General features: G+C 64.7%; 13 protein-coding genes. 1 reads left to right on the top strand and 12 read right to left on the bottom strand.

Translation table 11 applies throughout. The features are described from left to right. Positions 1-48: 48 nt before the first annotated feature. Both IVB47_RS30800 and IVB47_RS30795 read right to left on the bottom strand, forming a co-directional pair. Positions 49-1,479 carry an aldehyde dehydrogenase family protein gene (locus IVB47_RS30800; protein ID WP_027568850.1) on the bottom strand — a complete coding sequence of 477 codons (1,431 nt, stop codon included), beginning with the start codon at positions 1,477-1,479 and terminating at the stop codon, positions 49-51. Positions 1,480-1,687: 208 nt separating this feature from the next. Further along, the gene (locus tag IVB47_RS30795; RefSeq protein ID WP_247467096.1) at positions 1,688-4,051 is read right to left on the bottom strand and encodes a transketolase; all 2,364 of its coding nucleotides are present in this window, start codon (positions 4,049-4,051) and stop codon (positions 1,688-1,690) included. A 133-nt stretch (positions 4,052-4,184) separates the two neighbouring features. Between IVB47_RS30795 and IVB47_RS30790 the strand changes: the two genes are divergently transcribed. After that, the gene (locus tag IVB47_RS30790; RefSeq protein WP_007593935.1) at positions 4,185-4,646 is read left to right on the top strand and encodes an Lrp/AsnC family transcriptional regulator; all 462 of its coding nucleotides are present in this window, start codon (positions 4,185-4,187) and stop codon (positions 4,644-4,646) included. 4 nt (positions 4,647-4,650) lie between these two features. Here the strand turns inward: IVB47_RS30790 and IVB47_RS30785 are convergent, their stop codons facing one another. The 10 genes from IVB47_RS30785 to ntrB all read right to left on the bottom strand — a co-directional run bounded on the left by IVB47_RS30785 (position 4,651) and on the right by ntrB (position 16,859). Beyond that, positions 4,651-5,730, bottom strand: a complete 1,080-nt coding sequence (locus IVB47_RS30785; RefSeq protein ID WP_247467095.1) for a zinc-binding dehydrogenase — start codon at positions 5,728-5,730, stop codon at positions 4,651-4,653. 59 nt (positions 5,731-5,789) lie between these two features. After that, positions 5,790-6,731, bottom strand: a complete 942-nt coding sequence (locus tag IVB47_RS30780) for a DMT family transporter (protein ID WP_219682786.1) — start codon at positions 6,729-6,731, stop codon at positions 5,790-5,792. Positions 6,732-6,917: 186 nt separating this feature from the next. Then, positions 6,918-7,757: an aldo/keto reductase gene (locus IVB47_RS30775; RefSeq protein WP_247467093.1), complete on the bottom strand. Its 840-nt coding sequence runs from the start codon at positions 7,755-7,757 to the stop codon at positions 6,918-6,920. Between the two features lie 45 nt (positions 7,758-7,802). Further along, positions 7,803-8,705, bottom strand: coding sequence for an SMP-30/gluconolactonase/LRE family protein (locus tag IVB47_RS30770; protein WP_247468135.1), 903 nt, complete (start codon positions 8,703-8,705; stop codon positions 7,803-7,805). A 231-nt stretch (positions 8,706-8,936) separates the two neighbouring features. Beyond that, positions 8,937-11,642 carry a nitrate reductase gene (locus IVB47_RS30765; RefSeq protein WP_247467092.1) on the bottom strand — a complete coding sequence of 902 codons (2,706 nt, stop codon included), beginning with the start codon at positions 11,640-11,642 and terminating at the stop codon, positions 8,937-8,939. A 15-nt stretch (positions 11,643-11,657) separates the two neighbouring features. Then, entirely contained in the window at positions 11,658-12,875 is a 1,218-nt protein-coding gene (locus IVB47_RS30760; RefSeq protein WP_346730822.1) for an FAD-dependent oxidoreductase, read from the bottom strand. Positions 12,876-12,885: 10 nt separating this feature from the next. Beyond that, complete coding sequence (locus tag IVB47_RS30755; protein WP_247360035.1) at positions 12,886-13,314, bottom strand: globin family protein; 429 nt, start codon at positions 13,312-13,314, stop codon at positions 12,886-12,888. Between the two features lie 119 nt (positions 13,315-13,433). Continuing rightward, positions 13,434-14,825 carry an MFS transporter gene (locus IVB47_RS30750; RefSeq protein WP_247467090.1) on the bottom strand — a complete coding sequence of 464 codons (1,392 nt, stop codon included), beginning with the start codon at positions 14,823-14,825 and terminating at the stop codon, positions 13,434-13,436. 331 nt (positions 14,826-15,156) lie between these two features. Next, the gene (locus tag IVB47_RS30745) at positions 15,157-15,951 is read right to left on the bottom strand and encodes an ABC transporter ATP-binding protein (protein ID WP_247467088.1); all 795 of its coding nucleotides are present in this window, start codon (positions 15,949-15,951) and stop codon (positions 15,157-15,159) included. An 11-nt stretch (positions 15,952-15,962) separates the two neighbouring features. Next, positions 15,963-16,859: a nitrate ABC transporter permease gene (ntrB, locus tag IVB47_RS30740; RefSeq protein ID WP_007593954.1), complete on the bottom strand. Its 897-nt coding sequence runs from the start codon at positions 16,857-16,859 to the stop codon at positions 15,963-15,965. Positions 16,860-16,915: the final 56 nt, after the last annotated feature.

Here is a 16,915-nt window from a genome sequence, read left to right as displayed (position 1 = left end):
CCGGAGCGGTTGCCGCTCCGGCGTTTTTGTTCACCCAGGCGCTAGAGATTACGCCGCGTTGAAGCCCGCAACGGCCTTCACTTCGAGGAAGTCCTCGAGGCCGTATTTGCCCCATTCGCGGCCGTTGCCGGACTGCTTGTAGCCGCCGAACGGCGCGGTGCGATCGTTGGGCACGCCCTGCAGATTGACGTTGCCGGCGCGGATCTGGCGGCCGACGCGCTTGGCATCCTCGACGGACGCACCCGTGACGTAGCCGGCAAGCCCATAGGGCGTGTCGTTGGCGATGTGCACCGCCTCGGCTTCGTCCTTGGCGCCGATGATGGTCAGCACCGGTCCGAAGATCTCTTCGCGGGCGATCGTCATGTCGGGGGTGACGTCGGCGAAGATGGTCGGACGGACATAGAAGCCCTTGTTGACGCCTTCGGGCAGGCCCGGGCCGCCCGACACGAGCGTTGCGCCCTCGTCGATGCCCTTCTTGATCAGGCCCTGGATCTTGTCCCACTGGCCGCGGTTGACCACGGGGCCGATGGTGGTGCCTTCGGCGCGGGGATCGCCCGCCTTGGTCTTGTCAGCGACCGCCTTCGCGATCGCGGCGACTTCCTTCATCTTCGAGGCCGGCACGATCATGCGCGAGGGCGCGTTGCAGGACTGGCCGGAGTTGTTGAACATGTGCATCACGCCGCCGGTCACCGCCTTGGTGAGGTCGGCGCCTTCGAGGATGACGTTCGGCGACTTGCCACCGAGCTCCTGGCTGACGCGCTTCACGGTCGGTGCCGCACGCTTGGCCACGTCGATGCCGGCGCGGGTCGAGCCGGTGAACGAGATCATGTCGATATCGGGGTGCTCGCTCATGGCGGCGCCGACCTCCGGGCCGAGACCGTTGACGAGGTTGAACACGCCCTTCGGCACGCCGGCTTCATGGAGGATTTCCGCAAAGATCAAGGCCGAGGTCGGGGTGAACTCCGACGGTTTCAGGATCATGGTGCAGCCGGCGGCGAGCGCGGGCGCGACCTTGCAGGCGATCTGGTTGAGCGGCCAGTTCCAGGGCGTGATCATGCCGACCACGCCGACCGGCTCGCGCAGCACCATGGCGGTGCCGACCGGTTCCTCGAAATGATAGTTCTTGAGCACGTCGAGCGTGGTCATGAGGTGGCCGAGGCCGGCGCCGGCCTGGAGCTTTTCGGCCATCGGCAGCGGCGCGCCCATCTCGTCGGAGACGGCGGCACCGATCTCCTTGAGGCGGCCCTTATAAATCTCGATGACTTTCGTCAGCAGCGCGACGCGCTCGTCACGGCTGGTCTGGGAGAACGTCACGAACGCGCGCTTGGCGGCGGCGACGGCTTTGTCAACGTCGGCCTTGGAGCCCAGCGCAACCTCGTACATCGCCTCTTCCGTCGCCGGATTGACCACGGCGGTGGACTTCTTGACAGCGGGATCGACCCAGGCGCCGTCGATGTAGAATTGCATGCGATTGACCATTGTGAACCTCTTCTTGGGGGCTTGGAGGGGGCGTTTCGGCAGGCATCCTTGCACGAAAGCGCCGGCAATTGAACCCGCCATATGCGGGGCCAGCATTGCGGCGGACGGAGGTTATATGAGCCGATGGCGGAAGGGTGGCAAGGTCTCGCCTCACTCACGATGTCATCCCGGCCTAGTGCGCAATTGCGCACTAGGCCGGGATGACGAATTAAACCGCCATCTTCCGATGCAGCACCGGCGCGCCCGTGGTGAGGCTCTCGGCCGCATCGATGATGGCGTTGGCGTCGATGCCGTGGTGGCGGTAGAGGTCGGCGATCGTGCCGGTCTGGCCGAACTGCTCGACGCCGAGCGCCTCGACGCGGTGGCCACGGACGCTGCCGAGCCAGCCCAGCGCCGCCGGATGGCCATCGATCACGGTCACGATGCCGCACTCGCGCGGCAGCGGCGCGAGCAGCTTTTCGATGTGGCTGAGATGCTGAACGCCGCGCCGATCACGGCGCAATTTCCGTGCGGCGGTCCACCCCGCATGCAGACGATCCGCGGACGTGATCGCGAGCAGGCCGATGTCGCGCCGGCTCTCGCCGATGAAGCCGGTCGCCTCGACCGCTTCCGGCGCAACGGCGCCGGTATAGGCGATGACGGCTTCGGCATTGGGGCCCGGCTTGCGCAGCCAATAAGCGCCGTCGGTGATGCCCTCTGCAAGCTCGGGTGTCATGATCCGCTGCGCCTGCTCGATGCTGCGCGTCGACAGCCGCAAATAGACCGAGCCGCCCTCGCCCGGATCGCGCTGCATGTGGTTGAAACCCCAACCCATGATCACGGCGAGCTCGTCGACGAAGGCCGGCTCGAACGAGGCAAGCCCGTCCTGCGCCATGCCGATCAAAGGCGTTGCGATCGACTGGTGCGCGCCGCCTTCGGGTGCCAGCGTGATGCCCGACGGCGTTGCCGCCACCATGAAGCGGGCATCCTGGTAGCAGGCATAGTTCAGCGCATCGAGACCGCGCTCGATGAAGGGATCATAGAGCGTGCCGACCGGCAGCAGCCGCTCGCCGTTGATCTGGTGCGACAGGCCGAGCGCCGAGAGCATGATGAACAGGTTCATCTCGGCGATGCCGAGCTCGAGATGCTGGCCCTTGGGCGAGAAGTCCCAGTTGAAGGTGGAGGGAATTTTCTCGCTGCGGAATAAGTCCGCCTTCTCGCCGCGCGCGAACAGGCCACGTCGGTTCACCCACGGACCAAGATTTGTCGAGACGGTGACGTCAGGCGATGTCGTGACGATGCGCCTGGCAAGCTCGCTGTCGCCGCGCGCGATCTCGTTCAACACCAGCCCAAACCCCTGCTGGGTCGACATCTGCGGCGCCGGCTTGAAGGCGAGCTGCGACGGCACCTCGATCACAGGCGCGGTGAGCCGGCGTCCGTCCTGGTTGAACGGCACGCCCGCGAGGAAGGCGTCGAGCTCGGCGGGACCTTGGGCGAGGCCCTCGTATCTGTCCCATTCGTGTCCCGGTCGGATGTTCTGGCTGTCGCGATATTTCTCCATCTGCGCAACCGTCATCAGGCCGGCGTGATTGTCCTTGTGGCCCTGGAACGGCAGGCCGACGCCCTTGATGGTGTAGGCGATGAAGCAGACCGGGCGATCGTGATCGATGGATTCGAAGGCGTCCAGCATGCTCGCCATGTCATGGCCGCCGAGGTTCGACATCAGCGCCAGCAATTCGTCGTCGCTGCGCTTGTCGATCAGTTTGGTGATGGGGCCCTGATCGCCGATCTCGTCGTGAAGATGTTTGCGGAACGCGGCGCCGCCTTGGAAACACAATGCGGCGTAGAGTGCGTTCGGACAGTTGTCGATCCAGCGCTTCAACGCCTCGCCGCCGGGCTCGGCAAAGGCCTCGCGCATCAGCCGGCCGTATTTCACTATCACCACGTCCCAGCCGAAGTTGCGGAATACGGTCTCGAACTTTTCCCAGAGACCTTCGCGGACGACGGCATCGAGCGACTGCCTGTTATAGTCGACCACCCACCATGTGTTGCGCAGCCCGTGCTTCCAGCCCTCCGCGAGCGCCTCGAAAATGTTGCCCTCGTCCATCTCGGCGTCGCCGACCAGCGCAATCATCCGCCCTTCGCGGCGATCCTTCATCCAGCCATGCGCCTTGACGTAGTCCTGCACCAGCGAGGCGAACAGCGTCTGCGCAACGCCGAGGCCGACCGAGCCGGTGGAGAAATCGACGTCGTCGACGTCCTTGGTGCGCGAGGGATAGGACTGCGCGCCCTTGAAGCCGCGGAAATTCTCCAGCTTCTCGCGGCTCTGCCGGCCGAACAGATACTGGATGGCGTGGAACACCGGGCTCGCATGCGGCTTCACCGCGACGCGATCTTCGGGTTTCAGCACGTGGAAATACAGCGCCGACATGATGGTGGCGAGCGAGGCCGACGAGGCCTGATGTCCCCCGACCTTCAGGCCGTCCGCATTCGGGCGGATGTGGTTGGCGTGATGGATGGTCCATGACGACAGCCACAGCGCCTTGCGGGCGAGCGCGGTCAACGTGTCGAGGCGGGCGGTATCAACGGGCATGGCAATGCTCCCGGAAAACTGGTGCTCGATGATACCCCTGCGGGACGCGCCAAACTTCTCAATTTTACGCGCAATACCGGCCAATATCGGAATAGATTACCAATCGATCGATAAAAACGACAGGTTCATCCCAATGCCCGCCCTCGACGCCATCGACCGAAAAATCCTCAGCTACCTCCAGAACGACAGCCGGCTGACCATGCAGGAACTGGCCGACAAGGTCGGGCTGTCGGTGTCGCCCTGCCACCGCCGGGTCAAGCTGCTCGAGGAGCGCGGCGTCATCTCGCGCTACATCGCGACCGTGGACCAGAAGGCGCTGGGGCTGCATGTCAGCGTCTTCATCTCGATCAAGCTGGCGCGGCAGAAGGAGGAGGACCTCAACCGCTTCGCGCGCGCGATCTCGAAATGGGACGAGGTGCTGGAATGCTATCTGATGACCGGCAACCGCGACTATCTCTTGCGCGTCGTCGCAGCCGACCTCGCCTCCTACGAGACCTTCCTCAAGACCAAGCTGACCCGGCTCGACGGCATCGCCTCGATCGAGTCCAGCTTTGCGCTCAGCCAGGTGAAGTATTCGATCGCGCTGCCGGTGTAAGGCATCACCGCCACGGCTGCACGATGATCTTGGTGTGCGCCTCAGGATTGGCGAGGTCGGCGAAAGCCTTTGCGACGCCGTCGATGCCGATCTCGGCCGTCACCATCGCCGCCGCATCCACCTGCCCTTCGGCGATCAGGCGCAGTGAGGCTGCGAATTCGTCGGGCGTGTAGCCGAGCACATACTGAACGTTGAGCTCCTTCATGATGCCGAGCATGGGCTCGCTCCTGTCGGTCTCCATGCACACACCGACCACGACGATCCTGGCATCGCGCGGCGCGCCTTCGAACACCTGCTGCAACAGACCAGGCACGCCGACGCATTCGAAGATGATCGCGGGCTTCAGCGCGGGCAGCATCGCCTGGAACGGCGGCCGGGCCGCCTTCTCCGCATCCGACATCTGCGCATGCTCGGCCCAGGTCGCATAGGGCTGCGACACCCTTGGATCCACGACGATATCGGCGCCGAGTTTTGCCGCAAGCGCGCGCCGCGCCGGCGAATAGTCAGCGGCGACGATCGGATGCAGGCCCTTGAGCTTCAGCGCCGCAATCACCGCCAGCCCGACCGGTCCGCAGCCGATCACGAGCGGGACCTCGCCGCCACGGATGTTGGCCTTGGCGACGGCGTGAACGCCGACCGCGAGCGGCTCGGTGAGCGCGGCATGCTCCGGCGCGAGACCGTTGGGCACCTCGAGCAGCAGCGCTTCGCTCAGCAGCATCGCCTCGGCGTAGCCGCCAATATTGTCGTTGGAATAGCCGATGCCTTCAATGCCCTGCGGCGTCACCAGGGCCGGCAGCGAGCAGACGCGCCTGCCCGGCTTGAGCTTGCGCACAGTCCCCGGGCCGAAGTCGACGATCTCGCAGCAGAACTCATGGCCGAACACGACGTCGCGGGCGAGGTCCATCGGCTTGCGCCCGGTCTTTCGCGCCATCTCCACCATGCGGTGGGCGTGCTGGCGTGCGTGCAGATCGGAGCCACAGATGCCGCAGGCGAGCGTCTTGACTAGGACCTGGCCGGGGCCGGGTGTTGGCTCGGCCATCCGGTCGACGACAATCTCACCGTTCCTGAAAATCGCAGCGCGCATTCGGCTCCTCCCGGCTTGTTGGAGCCATTGATAGCACGAAGCGGACGCGTGAACTTGCGTCAGGGGTTCGGGGAACGCTCTTCCATGATCAGGAGCTGGGCGCGACGGATGCGCTCGCGATGAGCAATGTAGAGGCCGCTGGCGACGATGAAGGCTGCACCGGTGACGGTCCAGACATCAGGCACTTCGCCGAACAGGAAGAAGCCCAGAATGCTGACCCAGAGCAACTGCGTGTAGGAGAACGGCGCAAGCACCGAGGCATCGCCGTAGCGATAGGCCAGGACGATGATCCACTGGCCGACGGTGGAGGCAACGCCGATCACGATGCCAAGCCCGATCGCGGTCCAGGTCGGCGTGACCCAGACGAATGGTACCATCAGGGAGAGGATCGCAACGCCCGTCAGCGCCGAATAGGCCATGGTGGTGAGGACGGCTTCGCGTCCGCTCATCATGCGCGTCAGGATCAGCGCCGCAGCCCAGCAGAACGCCGAGACGATCGGGAAGAACGCGGCGGCGTGAAACGCGCTGGAGCCCGGGCGCAGGATGATCATCACGCCCGTCAAGCCGATCGCGGTGGCGATCCAGCGGCGCATGCCCACCTTCTCGCTCAGGAACACGATCGAGAGCGCGGTGACGAACAGCGGCGAGACGAAGCCGGTCGCGGACGCTTCCGCGATCGGCAGGAAGCTCAGGCCGGTGATGAAGAACAGCGAAGAGCCGAGCAATGCCGCGCCGCGCATCAGCTGCAGGCCGAGGCGCTCGGTGCGCATGGCATGCAGCGGCGAGCCCGGCAGCATCACCGGCGTGAACATCAGCGCGAACGTCACGAAGCGGATCCAGGTGATCTCGATCGACGGCAGGCTCGACGACAAATATTTCGCGGTGACATCGGAGCAACCGAGAAAGATCGTCGACAGCAGCACCAGCGCGATGCCTTTGAAGGGATGATCGACGCGCGCGGGCGCGCGGCGCGCCTGCGGCTTCTTTTCCGGCATAGGCATGGGAATACTGTCGAGCCTTGCGGCTGCGGCGGGCGGCGGGGTCACGGCTGGAACCTAGAAAATGCGAATCGGGAATGATCGTAAAAAACGATAATTGCGCCGCTTTCACAACTTCCGAAAACAGGATGCCGATATGCGCTCACGTCCGCGCGCGTCAAGACTCCATTAAGAATAGGCGTTTGTGCACTACAGCATAGGCAGTCCGCGCGGCTTCGGACCGCGCGGAAACGCCGCATCGAGCGCCGCAATCTCGTCTTTCGTCAGCACGAGATCGCCAGCCGCGGCATTTTCGCCGGCATGTTCCGCGGACGACGCCTTCGGAATCGCGAACACCGTAGTCGCACGGGTGAGGAAGCTCAGCGCGACTTGGCGCGGCGTCGCGCGACGCGCCTCCGCGATGCGCGCCAGCACCGCGCCGCCCTTGCTGCTGCTTGCAGGGAAATCGTCGTGGCCGAATGGCGAATAGGCGACCACGGCGACACCATGCTGTTCGCACCACGGGATCACGGCATGCTCGATCGCGCGTTCCTTGAGATGATAGAGCACCTGATTGCAGGCGATGCGGTCTTCGCCGGCGGCTTCGAGCATCTCGTCGAGATCATCGGCATCGAAATTGGAAACGCCCCAGGATTTGATCTTGCCGGCCTTCACCAACTCCTCGAATGCGGCCACGGTGTCCTCCAGCGGATACGAACCGCGCCAATGCAGCAGATAGCAATCGAGCCGATCGGTCTTCAGCCGCTTCAGCGAGCGCTCACAGGCGGTGATGGTTCCGCGGCGGGAGGCGTTGCTCGGCAGCACCTTCGACACCAGGAACACCTCGTCGCGGCGGCCCGCGATCGCGTCCGCAATGACGAGCTCGGCATCGCCATACATCTCGGCGGTGTCGATGTGGGTCATGCCGAGATCGAGCCCGCGCTGTAGCGCCGCGATCGCGCGCTTACGATCGCCATGGTCGAGATACCAGGTGCCCTGCCCGATGACAGAGACGCTGGCACCGGTTTTGCCGAAGGGTTTCGTGTTCATAATTGCTCCGATACCGCTCGTTCGCTCAGCCAACCGCCATCGAGCTCAAGAGTTCAATACGCCGATGTCGGCGACCAACACGCTACCGGTGGCGGACTCCGTGATATAGAGCAGATCTTTGTTCGCGCCACCGATCGCGACATTGGTGCAATTCGGCCCCGCGCACGACTTGACCCGCGCAATCAATTCGCCGTTGGGCGCGAACACGAAGACATGGCCGAGCGAGGCGTGACCGACGAACAGTCGGCCCTTGGCATCCATGGTCAAGCCATCGGGGCCACTGGTACCGAACAGCGAGCAGAAGCGGCCGACCTTCGACACGCTGCCATCCTTCATGAACGGCAACCGCCACACCGCGTTGTCGCGCGTCATCGCGACGAACAGCACGGTCTCCGTTGGATCGAGGACCAGACCATTTGGGCTGATACCGGTGTTAACAAGGCAATCCAGCCGGCCGCCTGGCGTCAGGCGATAGACACGGCCGCTGGGGTCATGCAGGCCGGTCTGACCCTGGTCGGTGAAATAGATGTCGCCGTTGGAAGCGAGATGCAAATCGTTGCAGCCGCGGAAGGACTCCGAGTTGCGCGAGGTCAGCACCGGCGCAATGCGACCTGCCTCGGCGTCAAACGCCATGATGCCGTGTCTGTAATCGGCGACCAGGATGCGACCGTCGGCCGCGATCTGCAACCCGTTCGGCCAGCCCTCATACTCGATCGCCAGCGACCACTCGCCGTCGGGCGCGATGCGGAAGATGCGGCCGAAGGGAATGTCGACGATGTAGAGATTGCCATCTTTGTCGAACGACGGGCCCTCGATGAAGGAGTCCGTCGGCACGCCCGGCCGATTGGCATCGGCCCAATCCGTCCGCTCGCCCTTGCGGCGGAATTTGTCGGGCATGGCGGAGAAGAGCCTGGTCTCAATCAGGCGCGGCGGCGTTTCCAGGTACATCATTGTTGTTTTGCGCGTTGAGGGCGAGAGCGCGGCACCATAGGGCACAATGGGGCGTGCGTCGATTGGGCTGAGGCGTAGCGCCCCGCCCCGCTGTCATTCCCCGCGAAAGCGGGGAATCCAGTACGCCGTGGCCTTACCGCTTGATCACAGGCGTCTCGGCGTACTGGATCGCCCGGTCAAGCCGGGCGATGACGGCGGAGTATGCAGCGACGACCGAGAAAGTCGCCCCTATCCCGCAGCGCCCGCGACCTTCGCCTGCTTCACTGGTGCCAGCTCCGTCGTCGCGATCAGGCGCTTCAGCTCGGGAATGCAGGAGCCGCAATTGGTGCCGGCCTTGAGCTTTGCGCCGATCTCGGCCGCCGTGCGCGCGCCTGCGACGATGGTGTCGCAGATGGTGCCGCGGCCGACACCAAAGCAGGCGCAGACGACCGGACCGGTCGAAGCCGCGCCCTCGCTCGACTTACCGGACAACAGCATGCGCCGCTGCTCGTCGGTGACATGGTCGGCGACGAACAGGCTCTTCACCACCTCCCAATCGCCGGCATCATGCGCGGGGCCGACGAACAGGCAGGTTTCGATGCGGTCGCCGGCAAACGACGCCGCGCGATAAACGCCGCCGCCGAAGTCGCGATAGTCGGCGACGTCCTCGCCGGCAACGCCACCGAGCCAGGCCGGCCAGCGCGACAGGTCCGCATTGTCGGCGAAGAGATAGCCGAAGCCGCCGGCAACAGTGACGCGGGTCCACATCAGGTTTGGCGGCAGGTCCAGCTGCTTGCGCGACAACGCAAAGCCCCGGAAGACGTATTCATAAGGCCCGATCGCGGCTGGTGTCGCCTTGGACTCCGGCTGCCCCGAGAACGGATCGGTGAACGGTGCGACCAACGCCCCGACGCGACCGTGCGAGGCGTTCATCGCACTCCAGTGGATCGGCGCGAACAGCGTGCCGCGCTGCTGGCGGTCGCTGACGACGACCTTGAGGGTGCACTGGCCGTAGTCGGTAGTGATCCGGGCATAGCCGTCATGGACGATGTTGTATCTGCCGGCGTCATCGGGATGAATCTCGACGAACGGCTCGGGCAGATGCGCGCCGAGCCGCTGGCTGAGGCCCGTGCGCGTCATGGTATGCCACTGGTCGCGGATGCGCCCGGTATTGAGCCGCAGCGGCCGCGAAGGCCCGGTCTCGCCACGCAGCGCCGGCACTTCCGGCGCGACGAAGCGGCCCTTGCCGTCGTTGGTGAAGAAGCCGCCGGCCGCGAAGAAGCGCTCGCCGGGCGCCCCGCCTTCACGCGCCGGCCACTGCACGGGCTTCAAGGCGTCGAAGCCCTCGTCGGACAGCGAGGTCAGCGCGCCGATATCGAAGTCGCGGCTGCCATCGTTCTCGAACGCCGAGAGCGCGGCGTGCTCGCGAAAGATGTCGGCTGCGGATTTGTAACTGAAACTGTCGCCAAAGCCGAGGCGTTTTGCGGTTTCGCTCAGGATCCACCAGTCCGGCCGCGCCTCGCCGGGCGCCGGCAGGAACGAACGCTGGCGCGAGATGCGGCGCTCGGAATTGGTCACGGTGCCCGACTTCTCGCCCCAGGCGAGCGCGGGCAGCAGCACGTGCGGGCCGGCATCGACCGTGTCGTTGGAGAGCACGTTCTCGGAGACCACGAACAGCTCGAGCTTCTTCAGCGCCTCGCGCACGAAGTCCGCGTCGGGCAGCGACACTGCGGGGTTGGTGCCCATCACCCACAGGGCCTTGACCTCGCCGCGGTTGATGGCTTCGAACAGCTGCACCGCCTTCAACCCTTCATGGGTGGCGATGCGCGGCGCCTTCCAGAACCGCCTGACACGGTCGATGTCCGGCGGCGTGAAGTTCATGTGTGCGGCGAGCTGGTTGGCGAGGCCGCCGACCTCGCGGCCGCCCATCGCGTTGGGCTGGCCGGTGAGCGAGAACGGCGAGGCACCCGGCTTGCCGATGCGCCCCGTGGCAAGATGGCAGTTCAGGATCGCGTTGACCTTGTCGGTGCCCTGCGCCGACTGATTGACGCCTTGCGAGTACAGCGTGACGACGCGGGGCGTGTCACGGAACATCTTGAAGAAGGTAGCAATGTCCTGCTCGGAGAGGCCGGTCGCCAGTGCGGTCGCGGTGACACTGCCGGCGATGCTGCGTGCGCGCGCCAGCGCGTCGTCAAAGCCCGACGTGTTTTGCGCGATGTAATCCTGATCCAGTGCACCATTGTCGGCGAGGTGAACGAACAGGCCGCAGAACAGTGCCGTGTCGGTGCCGGGCTTGAGGCCCAGGAACAGATCGACGTCGGTCGCGGTGTCGGTGCGGCGCGGATCGATCACGATCATGCGCGCGCCGCGCTCCCCACGGTTCTTCAACATACGCTGGAACAGGACCGGGTGGCACCAGGCGGCATTCGAGCCGACGAACACCAGCAGATCGGCGTGGTCGAGATCCTCGTAGCAGCCGGGCACGGTGTCGGCGCCGAAGGCGCGGCGGTGACCGGCAACCGAGGACGACATGCACAGCCGCGAATTGGTGTCGACGTTGGCCGTGCCGACAAAGCCCTTCATCAGCTTGTTGGCAACGTAGTAGTCCTCGGTCAGCAGTTGGCCCGAGAGATAGAATGCGACCGCGTCGGCGCCGTCGCGCGCGACGATGTGCTGCATGCGATGGGCGACGTGATCGAGCGCATCGCTCCAGGCGACGCGTTCGAGCACGCCCTTGCAGCGGATCATCGGATAGAGCAGCCGGCTTTCCAGCCCGACGGTCTCGCCGAGCGCCGAGCCCTTGGAGCACAGCCGGCCGAAATTGGCAGGATGATCGGGATCGCCCGCGATCGCCGCGCCGCCCTTGCCGTCCGGCGTCGCCAGCACGCCGCAGCCGACGCCACAATACGGACAGGTCGTCTTCGTGGCGCGGAGCGTCGGATCGATCACCGTCATATCAAGCCGCCTCTATCAAGCCGCTTTGGAGGGACGCGCGAGCACGCGGCCAAACATCATGTCGGCGCGGATCGCCGCCACCTTTTCGCGGTTGCGGATCAGTTCGAGATACCAGAGCGCATCGACGGTATCGCCGATCAGCAGGGCGCCGGTGAGCCGGCCCTCGGCGATGACGAGCTTCTTGTAAGTGCCGCGCCTGCGGTCTGACAGCACGAGGCTCTCGCTGCCCTCCCCGCCCATGAAGTCGCCGGCGGAGAATACGCTGACCCCCGACACCTTCAGATTGGTCGAGACCACGCTGCCCTGATAGGCCGCAGGACGACCAGAGAGATGCCGCGCCAGCACGCGCGCCTGCTCGTAAGCAGGCTCGACGAGGCCGTAGCAGGTGCCGCGATGCTCGGCGCACTCGCCGAGCGCGTAGATATCGGGTGACGCCGTCTGCATCTCGTCGTTGACGACGATGCCGCGGTTGACTGCGATGCCGGCGTCCTTTGCCAGCGCAATGTTGGGCCTGATGCCGGCGGCGAAGATCACCGCATCGGCCTCGATGCGGCTGCCGTCGGCAAGCTCGACCGCTTCGACATGGCCCTCGCCGTGGATGCGCGCTGTGGATGCACTGAGCAGGATGCGAATGCCTTTGCGCTCGACCAGCGTCTTGAGCAGGTCGGCAGCGGGCGCATCGAGCTGGCGCTCCATCAGCCGATCCATCAGATGCAGCAGCGTCACGGGCGCACCGGCCTTGGCGAGGCCGTAAGCCGCTTCGAGTCCGAGCAGACCGCCGCCGACCACGACGACGCGCTTCCTTGCGGCAGCGAGCGTCAGCAGCAGATCGACGTCGCGGGTGTCGCGGAAGGTGTGCACGCCGGAAAGGTCGGCGCCCGGCACGTTGAGCCGCAGCGGCGTCGAGCCGACGGCGAGCACGAGCTTGGAATATTCCATGCTCTCTTCGCCTTCGATCTTGAGCTCGCGTCGGCCGGTGTCGATCTCGCTGACGCGATAGCCGTAGCGCACCGTGACGCCGCGATGGCGCCACCAGTCGGCGGGACGAAGCTCGATCTCGTGCGAGCCGGTTTCGCCGGCCAGCACGGAGGAGAGCAGAACGCGGTTGTAAGCGAGCCGCGGCTCTTCGCCGATCACGGCGACCGCGTAGCGGCCGAGCGAGGTCTTGGCGAGCTCGTCGACCAGACGCGCGGCCGCCATACCGTTACCGACGATGACCAGCGGTTCACTCACAACGTATCTCCTATTCGGCGGCCTGCGGCTGTGCGCCGTAGGCCTCGGACATCATGTAGCCGGACAACACGCCGTAGGCGTCGGTCCAGGCGGTAGCGAGTTCGGGCGTCCAGGCCTCGCCGAGGCCCTTCTCCAGGGTCCACAGCAAGGTCGCGCCGACCACGGGGTAGTGCTCGGCCTTGGCGCCATAGCCGACGTGACGCTTCGCAAGCGCCGAGGCCGCGGGAAGAATCGAGTCCAGGTTCGACAGACCGCCAACGACGGCGGCGAGCATGCCCATCAGCTTCTTGCGCTGCTCGGTCATGTCCTCGGGAAACATCGCGCGCACCGACGGCGCGACCTCGAACAGGCGATCGTAGAACAGCACCGCGGCTTGCGCGGAAATCGGCGCGACCTTGGCAAAGCTCTGTTGCACGAGGGTGATCTGTTCTGGCGTCATGATGTTCTCCTGCCTGTTGGGTTTGCCTTGGTGCGCGCCATTGCGAACCAGGTTCATTGTCAAACTGTCGGGCAATGCTTCTCCCCGCGTACGGGGAGAAGCGAGATTCGTACCAAGTATTAGACACGTGCTCCGGCGAGGCTTGACGCGCCTTCACCCTGCGGGCTGCGACGCAGATAGAACCACCAGGTCAGCGCGAGGCAGGAGGCGTAGAAGCCGAGATAGATCGCGAGCGCGAGCTGCGGCCCGCCGGTCAGCGCGATCGACTTGCCGAAGCCGGTCGGGATCAGATAGCCCCCGACGGCGCCGACCGCGCCGATGAAGCCAACCGCAGCACCGCTCTCGATGCTCGCCGTCTTCAAGGCGAGCGCGCGCTCCGCATCGCCCTTGCCGCGCACCCTGAACAGATTCTGCTCGCGGAAGATCGAGGGGATCATGCGGTAGGTCGAACCGTTGCCGATGCCCGTCGTCACGAACAGGACCAGGAACATCGACAGGAAGCCGATGAAATCCTTGTGCCCGACGAAGTAGAGCACGCCGATCGTCGCGCCTGCCATCACGATGAAATTCCAGAACGTGATGACCGAGCCGCCGATCCTGTCGGCAAGCCAGCCGCCGAGCGGCCGCGACAGCGAACCGACCAGCGGTCCCAGGAATGCGATCGCAATCGTGACTTGCGGGAACTGGGTCTTGATCAGCAGCGGAAATGCCACCGAGTAGCCGATGAAGGAGCCGAACGTGCCGATATAGAGATACGCCATGATCCAGGTGTGCTTGCGCTTGACCACGGCGAGTTGGTTCTTGATCGACGACTTGGCTGTGGTCAGGTTGTTCATGAAGAACACTGCGCCGAACACCGCGATCGCGATCGGCAGCACCCACATCAGGCCGGCGTTTTGAAGGAAGACGCCGTCGACGGGCGATGCCTGGAACAGGTTGACGACGGCGAGCGTCATCAGGATCGGGGTCAGGAGCTGCACGCTGGAGACGCCGATATTGCCACCGGCCGCATTCAGTCCGAGCGCCCACCCCTTCATCCGGTCGGGGAAGAAGAACGAGATGTTGGTCATGCTGGAGGCAAAATTGCCGCCGCCGAGACCGGCGGTCGAGGCAATCAGCAGCATCAGCCAGAACGGCGTGTCGGGCTGGCCGACGAAATAGGCGAGCGAGAGAGTCGGAATGAACAGGATCGCCGCGCTGAAGATGGTCCAGTTGCGACCGCCGAAGGTGGTCACCGCGAAGGTGTAGGGAAAGCGCATCAACGCGCCGATCAGCCCGGGCACCGCGACGAGCTGGAACAGCTGGTCGGTGGTGTAGTGGAAGCCCGCCTGCGGCAGCTTGGTGGTGACGATGCTCCAGATCAGCCAGACCGAGAAGCCGATATGTTCGGCCACGATCGACCAGATCAGGTTGCGGCGCGCGATGGTCTTGCCAGTCGCATTCCAGAACGCCTCATCTTCGGGGCGCCAGTCTGAGATCCAAGTCTGATTACCAGTCGGACTCTTGGTCATTGCAAAATCCCTTCCAGGCTCACCGCTGCGTCGTTGCAGGCTCTGCCTCCGGCCACGGAGGCGCGCTCCGAGGCTTCACCCCGGTGGCGAGTTACGATGCTGATTGATGATGTTGAGGGACGTCGTCGTTGGCGTCGCAGTTGGTGTTTCAATTTCCGTGCCAACTGCGCGCATTCCGGAAACGCAGGAAATTCAGAAGCTTGTTCGAAGTGCTCCGAATTTTTGCAAGACTATTTCGCACGCAAATTTTGCGATTCGCTCAATCCCTGTGCGGCGCACAAGGATTGAGCTTGATGATTCAAAAATAGGCGTTGCGTGAGCACCTGCGCGTTTACGCGGCTTCGACGAAACGATGACGCTCATAGAGAAATTCGAGCACGCGCTGCCGGCACTTCAGGTAAGTGGCGTTGGTCGCGAGCTCGAGCCGCTTGCGCGGGCGCGCCAGCGGCACCTCCAGCACCTCACCGATGCGCGCGCTCGGCCCGTTCGTCATCATGACGATGCGATCGGACAGCAGCACCGCCTCGTCGACGTCGTGGGTGATCATCAAAATGGTGTTGCCGAGCTTCTGATGCAGCGCCATCACCGAATCCTGCAAATGCGCGCGGGTCAGTGCGTCGAGCGCGCCGAAAGGCTCGTCGAGCAGCAACACTTTCGGCTCCATGGCAAGCGCGCGGGCAATGCCGACGCGCTGCTTCATGCCGCCGGAGATCTCCGAGGGACGCTGGTCCTTGGCATGAGCCATCTGCACGAGGTTGAGATTGTGCATGACCCAGGCGTCGCGTTCGGCGCGCTTCTTGGTCTTGGCGAAGACCTTGTCGACGCCGAGCCTGACGTTCTCGTACACGGTCAGCCACGGCAACAGGCTGTGGTTCTGGAACACCACTGCACGGTCGGGTCCCGGCGAGTTCACCTCGCGGTTCTCGAGCAGCACGCCGCCGGTGGTGGCGTTGGTCAGGCCTGCGATGATGTTGAGCAGGGTCGACTTGCCGCAACCGGAATGGCCGATGATCGAGACGTATTCGCCCTTCTCGATAGTGAGATTGATATCCTTCAGCACCTCCGTGGAGGCTGCGCCGCGGGTAAAAATCTTGTCGATGTGATCGAGCTTCAAATAAGCGGTCATGTGCTTGTCCCTTAGTTCAGCGCGGTGCCGCGGGTGACGATCTTGCCGGCGCCCGCGATCAGGCGGTCGAGCACGAAGCCGATGATGCCGACATAGAACAGTGCCAGGATGATCTCGCTGATATGCGAGGAATTCCAGGCGTCCCAGATGAAGAAGCCGATGCCGACGCCGCCGATCAGCATCTCGGCCGCTACGATGGCGAGCCAGGACAGACCGATGCCGATGCGAAGCCCCGTGAAGATGTAGGGCGCGGCGGCCGGAATCATAATCTTGGCGAAGAATTCGAGCGGGTTGAGCTGCACCACCGCGGCGACGTTGCGATAATCCTGCGGGATGTTGCGGATGCCGACCGCGGTGTTGATGATGATCGGCCAGATCGAGGTGATGAAGATGACGAAGATCGCCGAGGGCTGGCCGTCGCGGAACGCGGCGAGCGACAGCGGCAGCCAGGCGAGCGGCGGAATCGTGCGCAGCACCTGGAACAGCGGATCGAGCCCACGCATGGCCCAGACCGACTGCCCGACCAGCACGCCGAGCGCGATGCCGGCAATCGCCGAGAGCGAATAGCCGAAGGCAACGCGCTGGAGGCTGGCGGACAGGTGCCAGAACAGCCCCTTGTCGATGCCGCCATGATCGAAGAACGGATCGAGGATCAGCTCCTTCGTGTCCTTGAACACCTTCGACGGCGGCGGCAGTGCCGAGCCGGCACGGCGGCAGACCAACTCCCACACCAGAAGCAAGAGCGCGATCACGACCAGCGGCGGGATCACGCGCACGGCGGTCTCCCGCGCCATCCGCGCGTAAGTCTCCGAACGCGGTGGCCGCTTCGGTGTCATCGCGACGACCGGCGCGGCAGCGCTCGCGGGCTTCGCGGTCTCAACCTCGATCTTCGTGGCGGGCATGTTCATCGCAATATCTCTCCGGCTGCAAAAGGCGATGCGGCCGCCCGGAGGCGGCCGCTGGC

Origin of the sequence: Bradyrhizobium sp. 62 (assembly GCF_023073035.1) — a bacterium.
In the GTDB taxonomy this organism is placed as follows: Bacteria; Pseudomonadota; Alphaproteobacteria; order Rhizobiales; family Xanthobacteraceae; genus Bradyrhizobium.
Note: the sequence above shows the minus strand (reverse complement) of the source record. Positions and strands in the feature narration are given on the sequence as shown.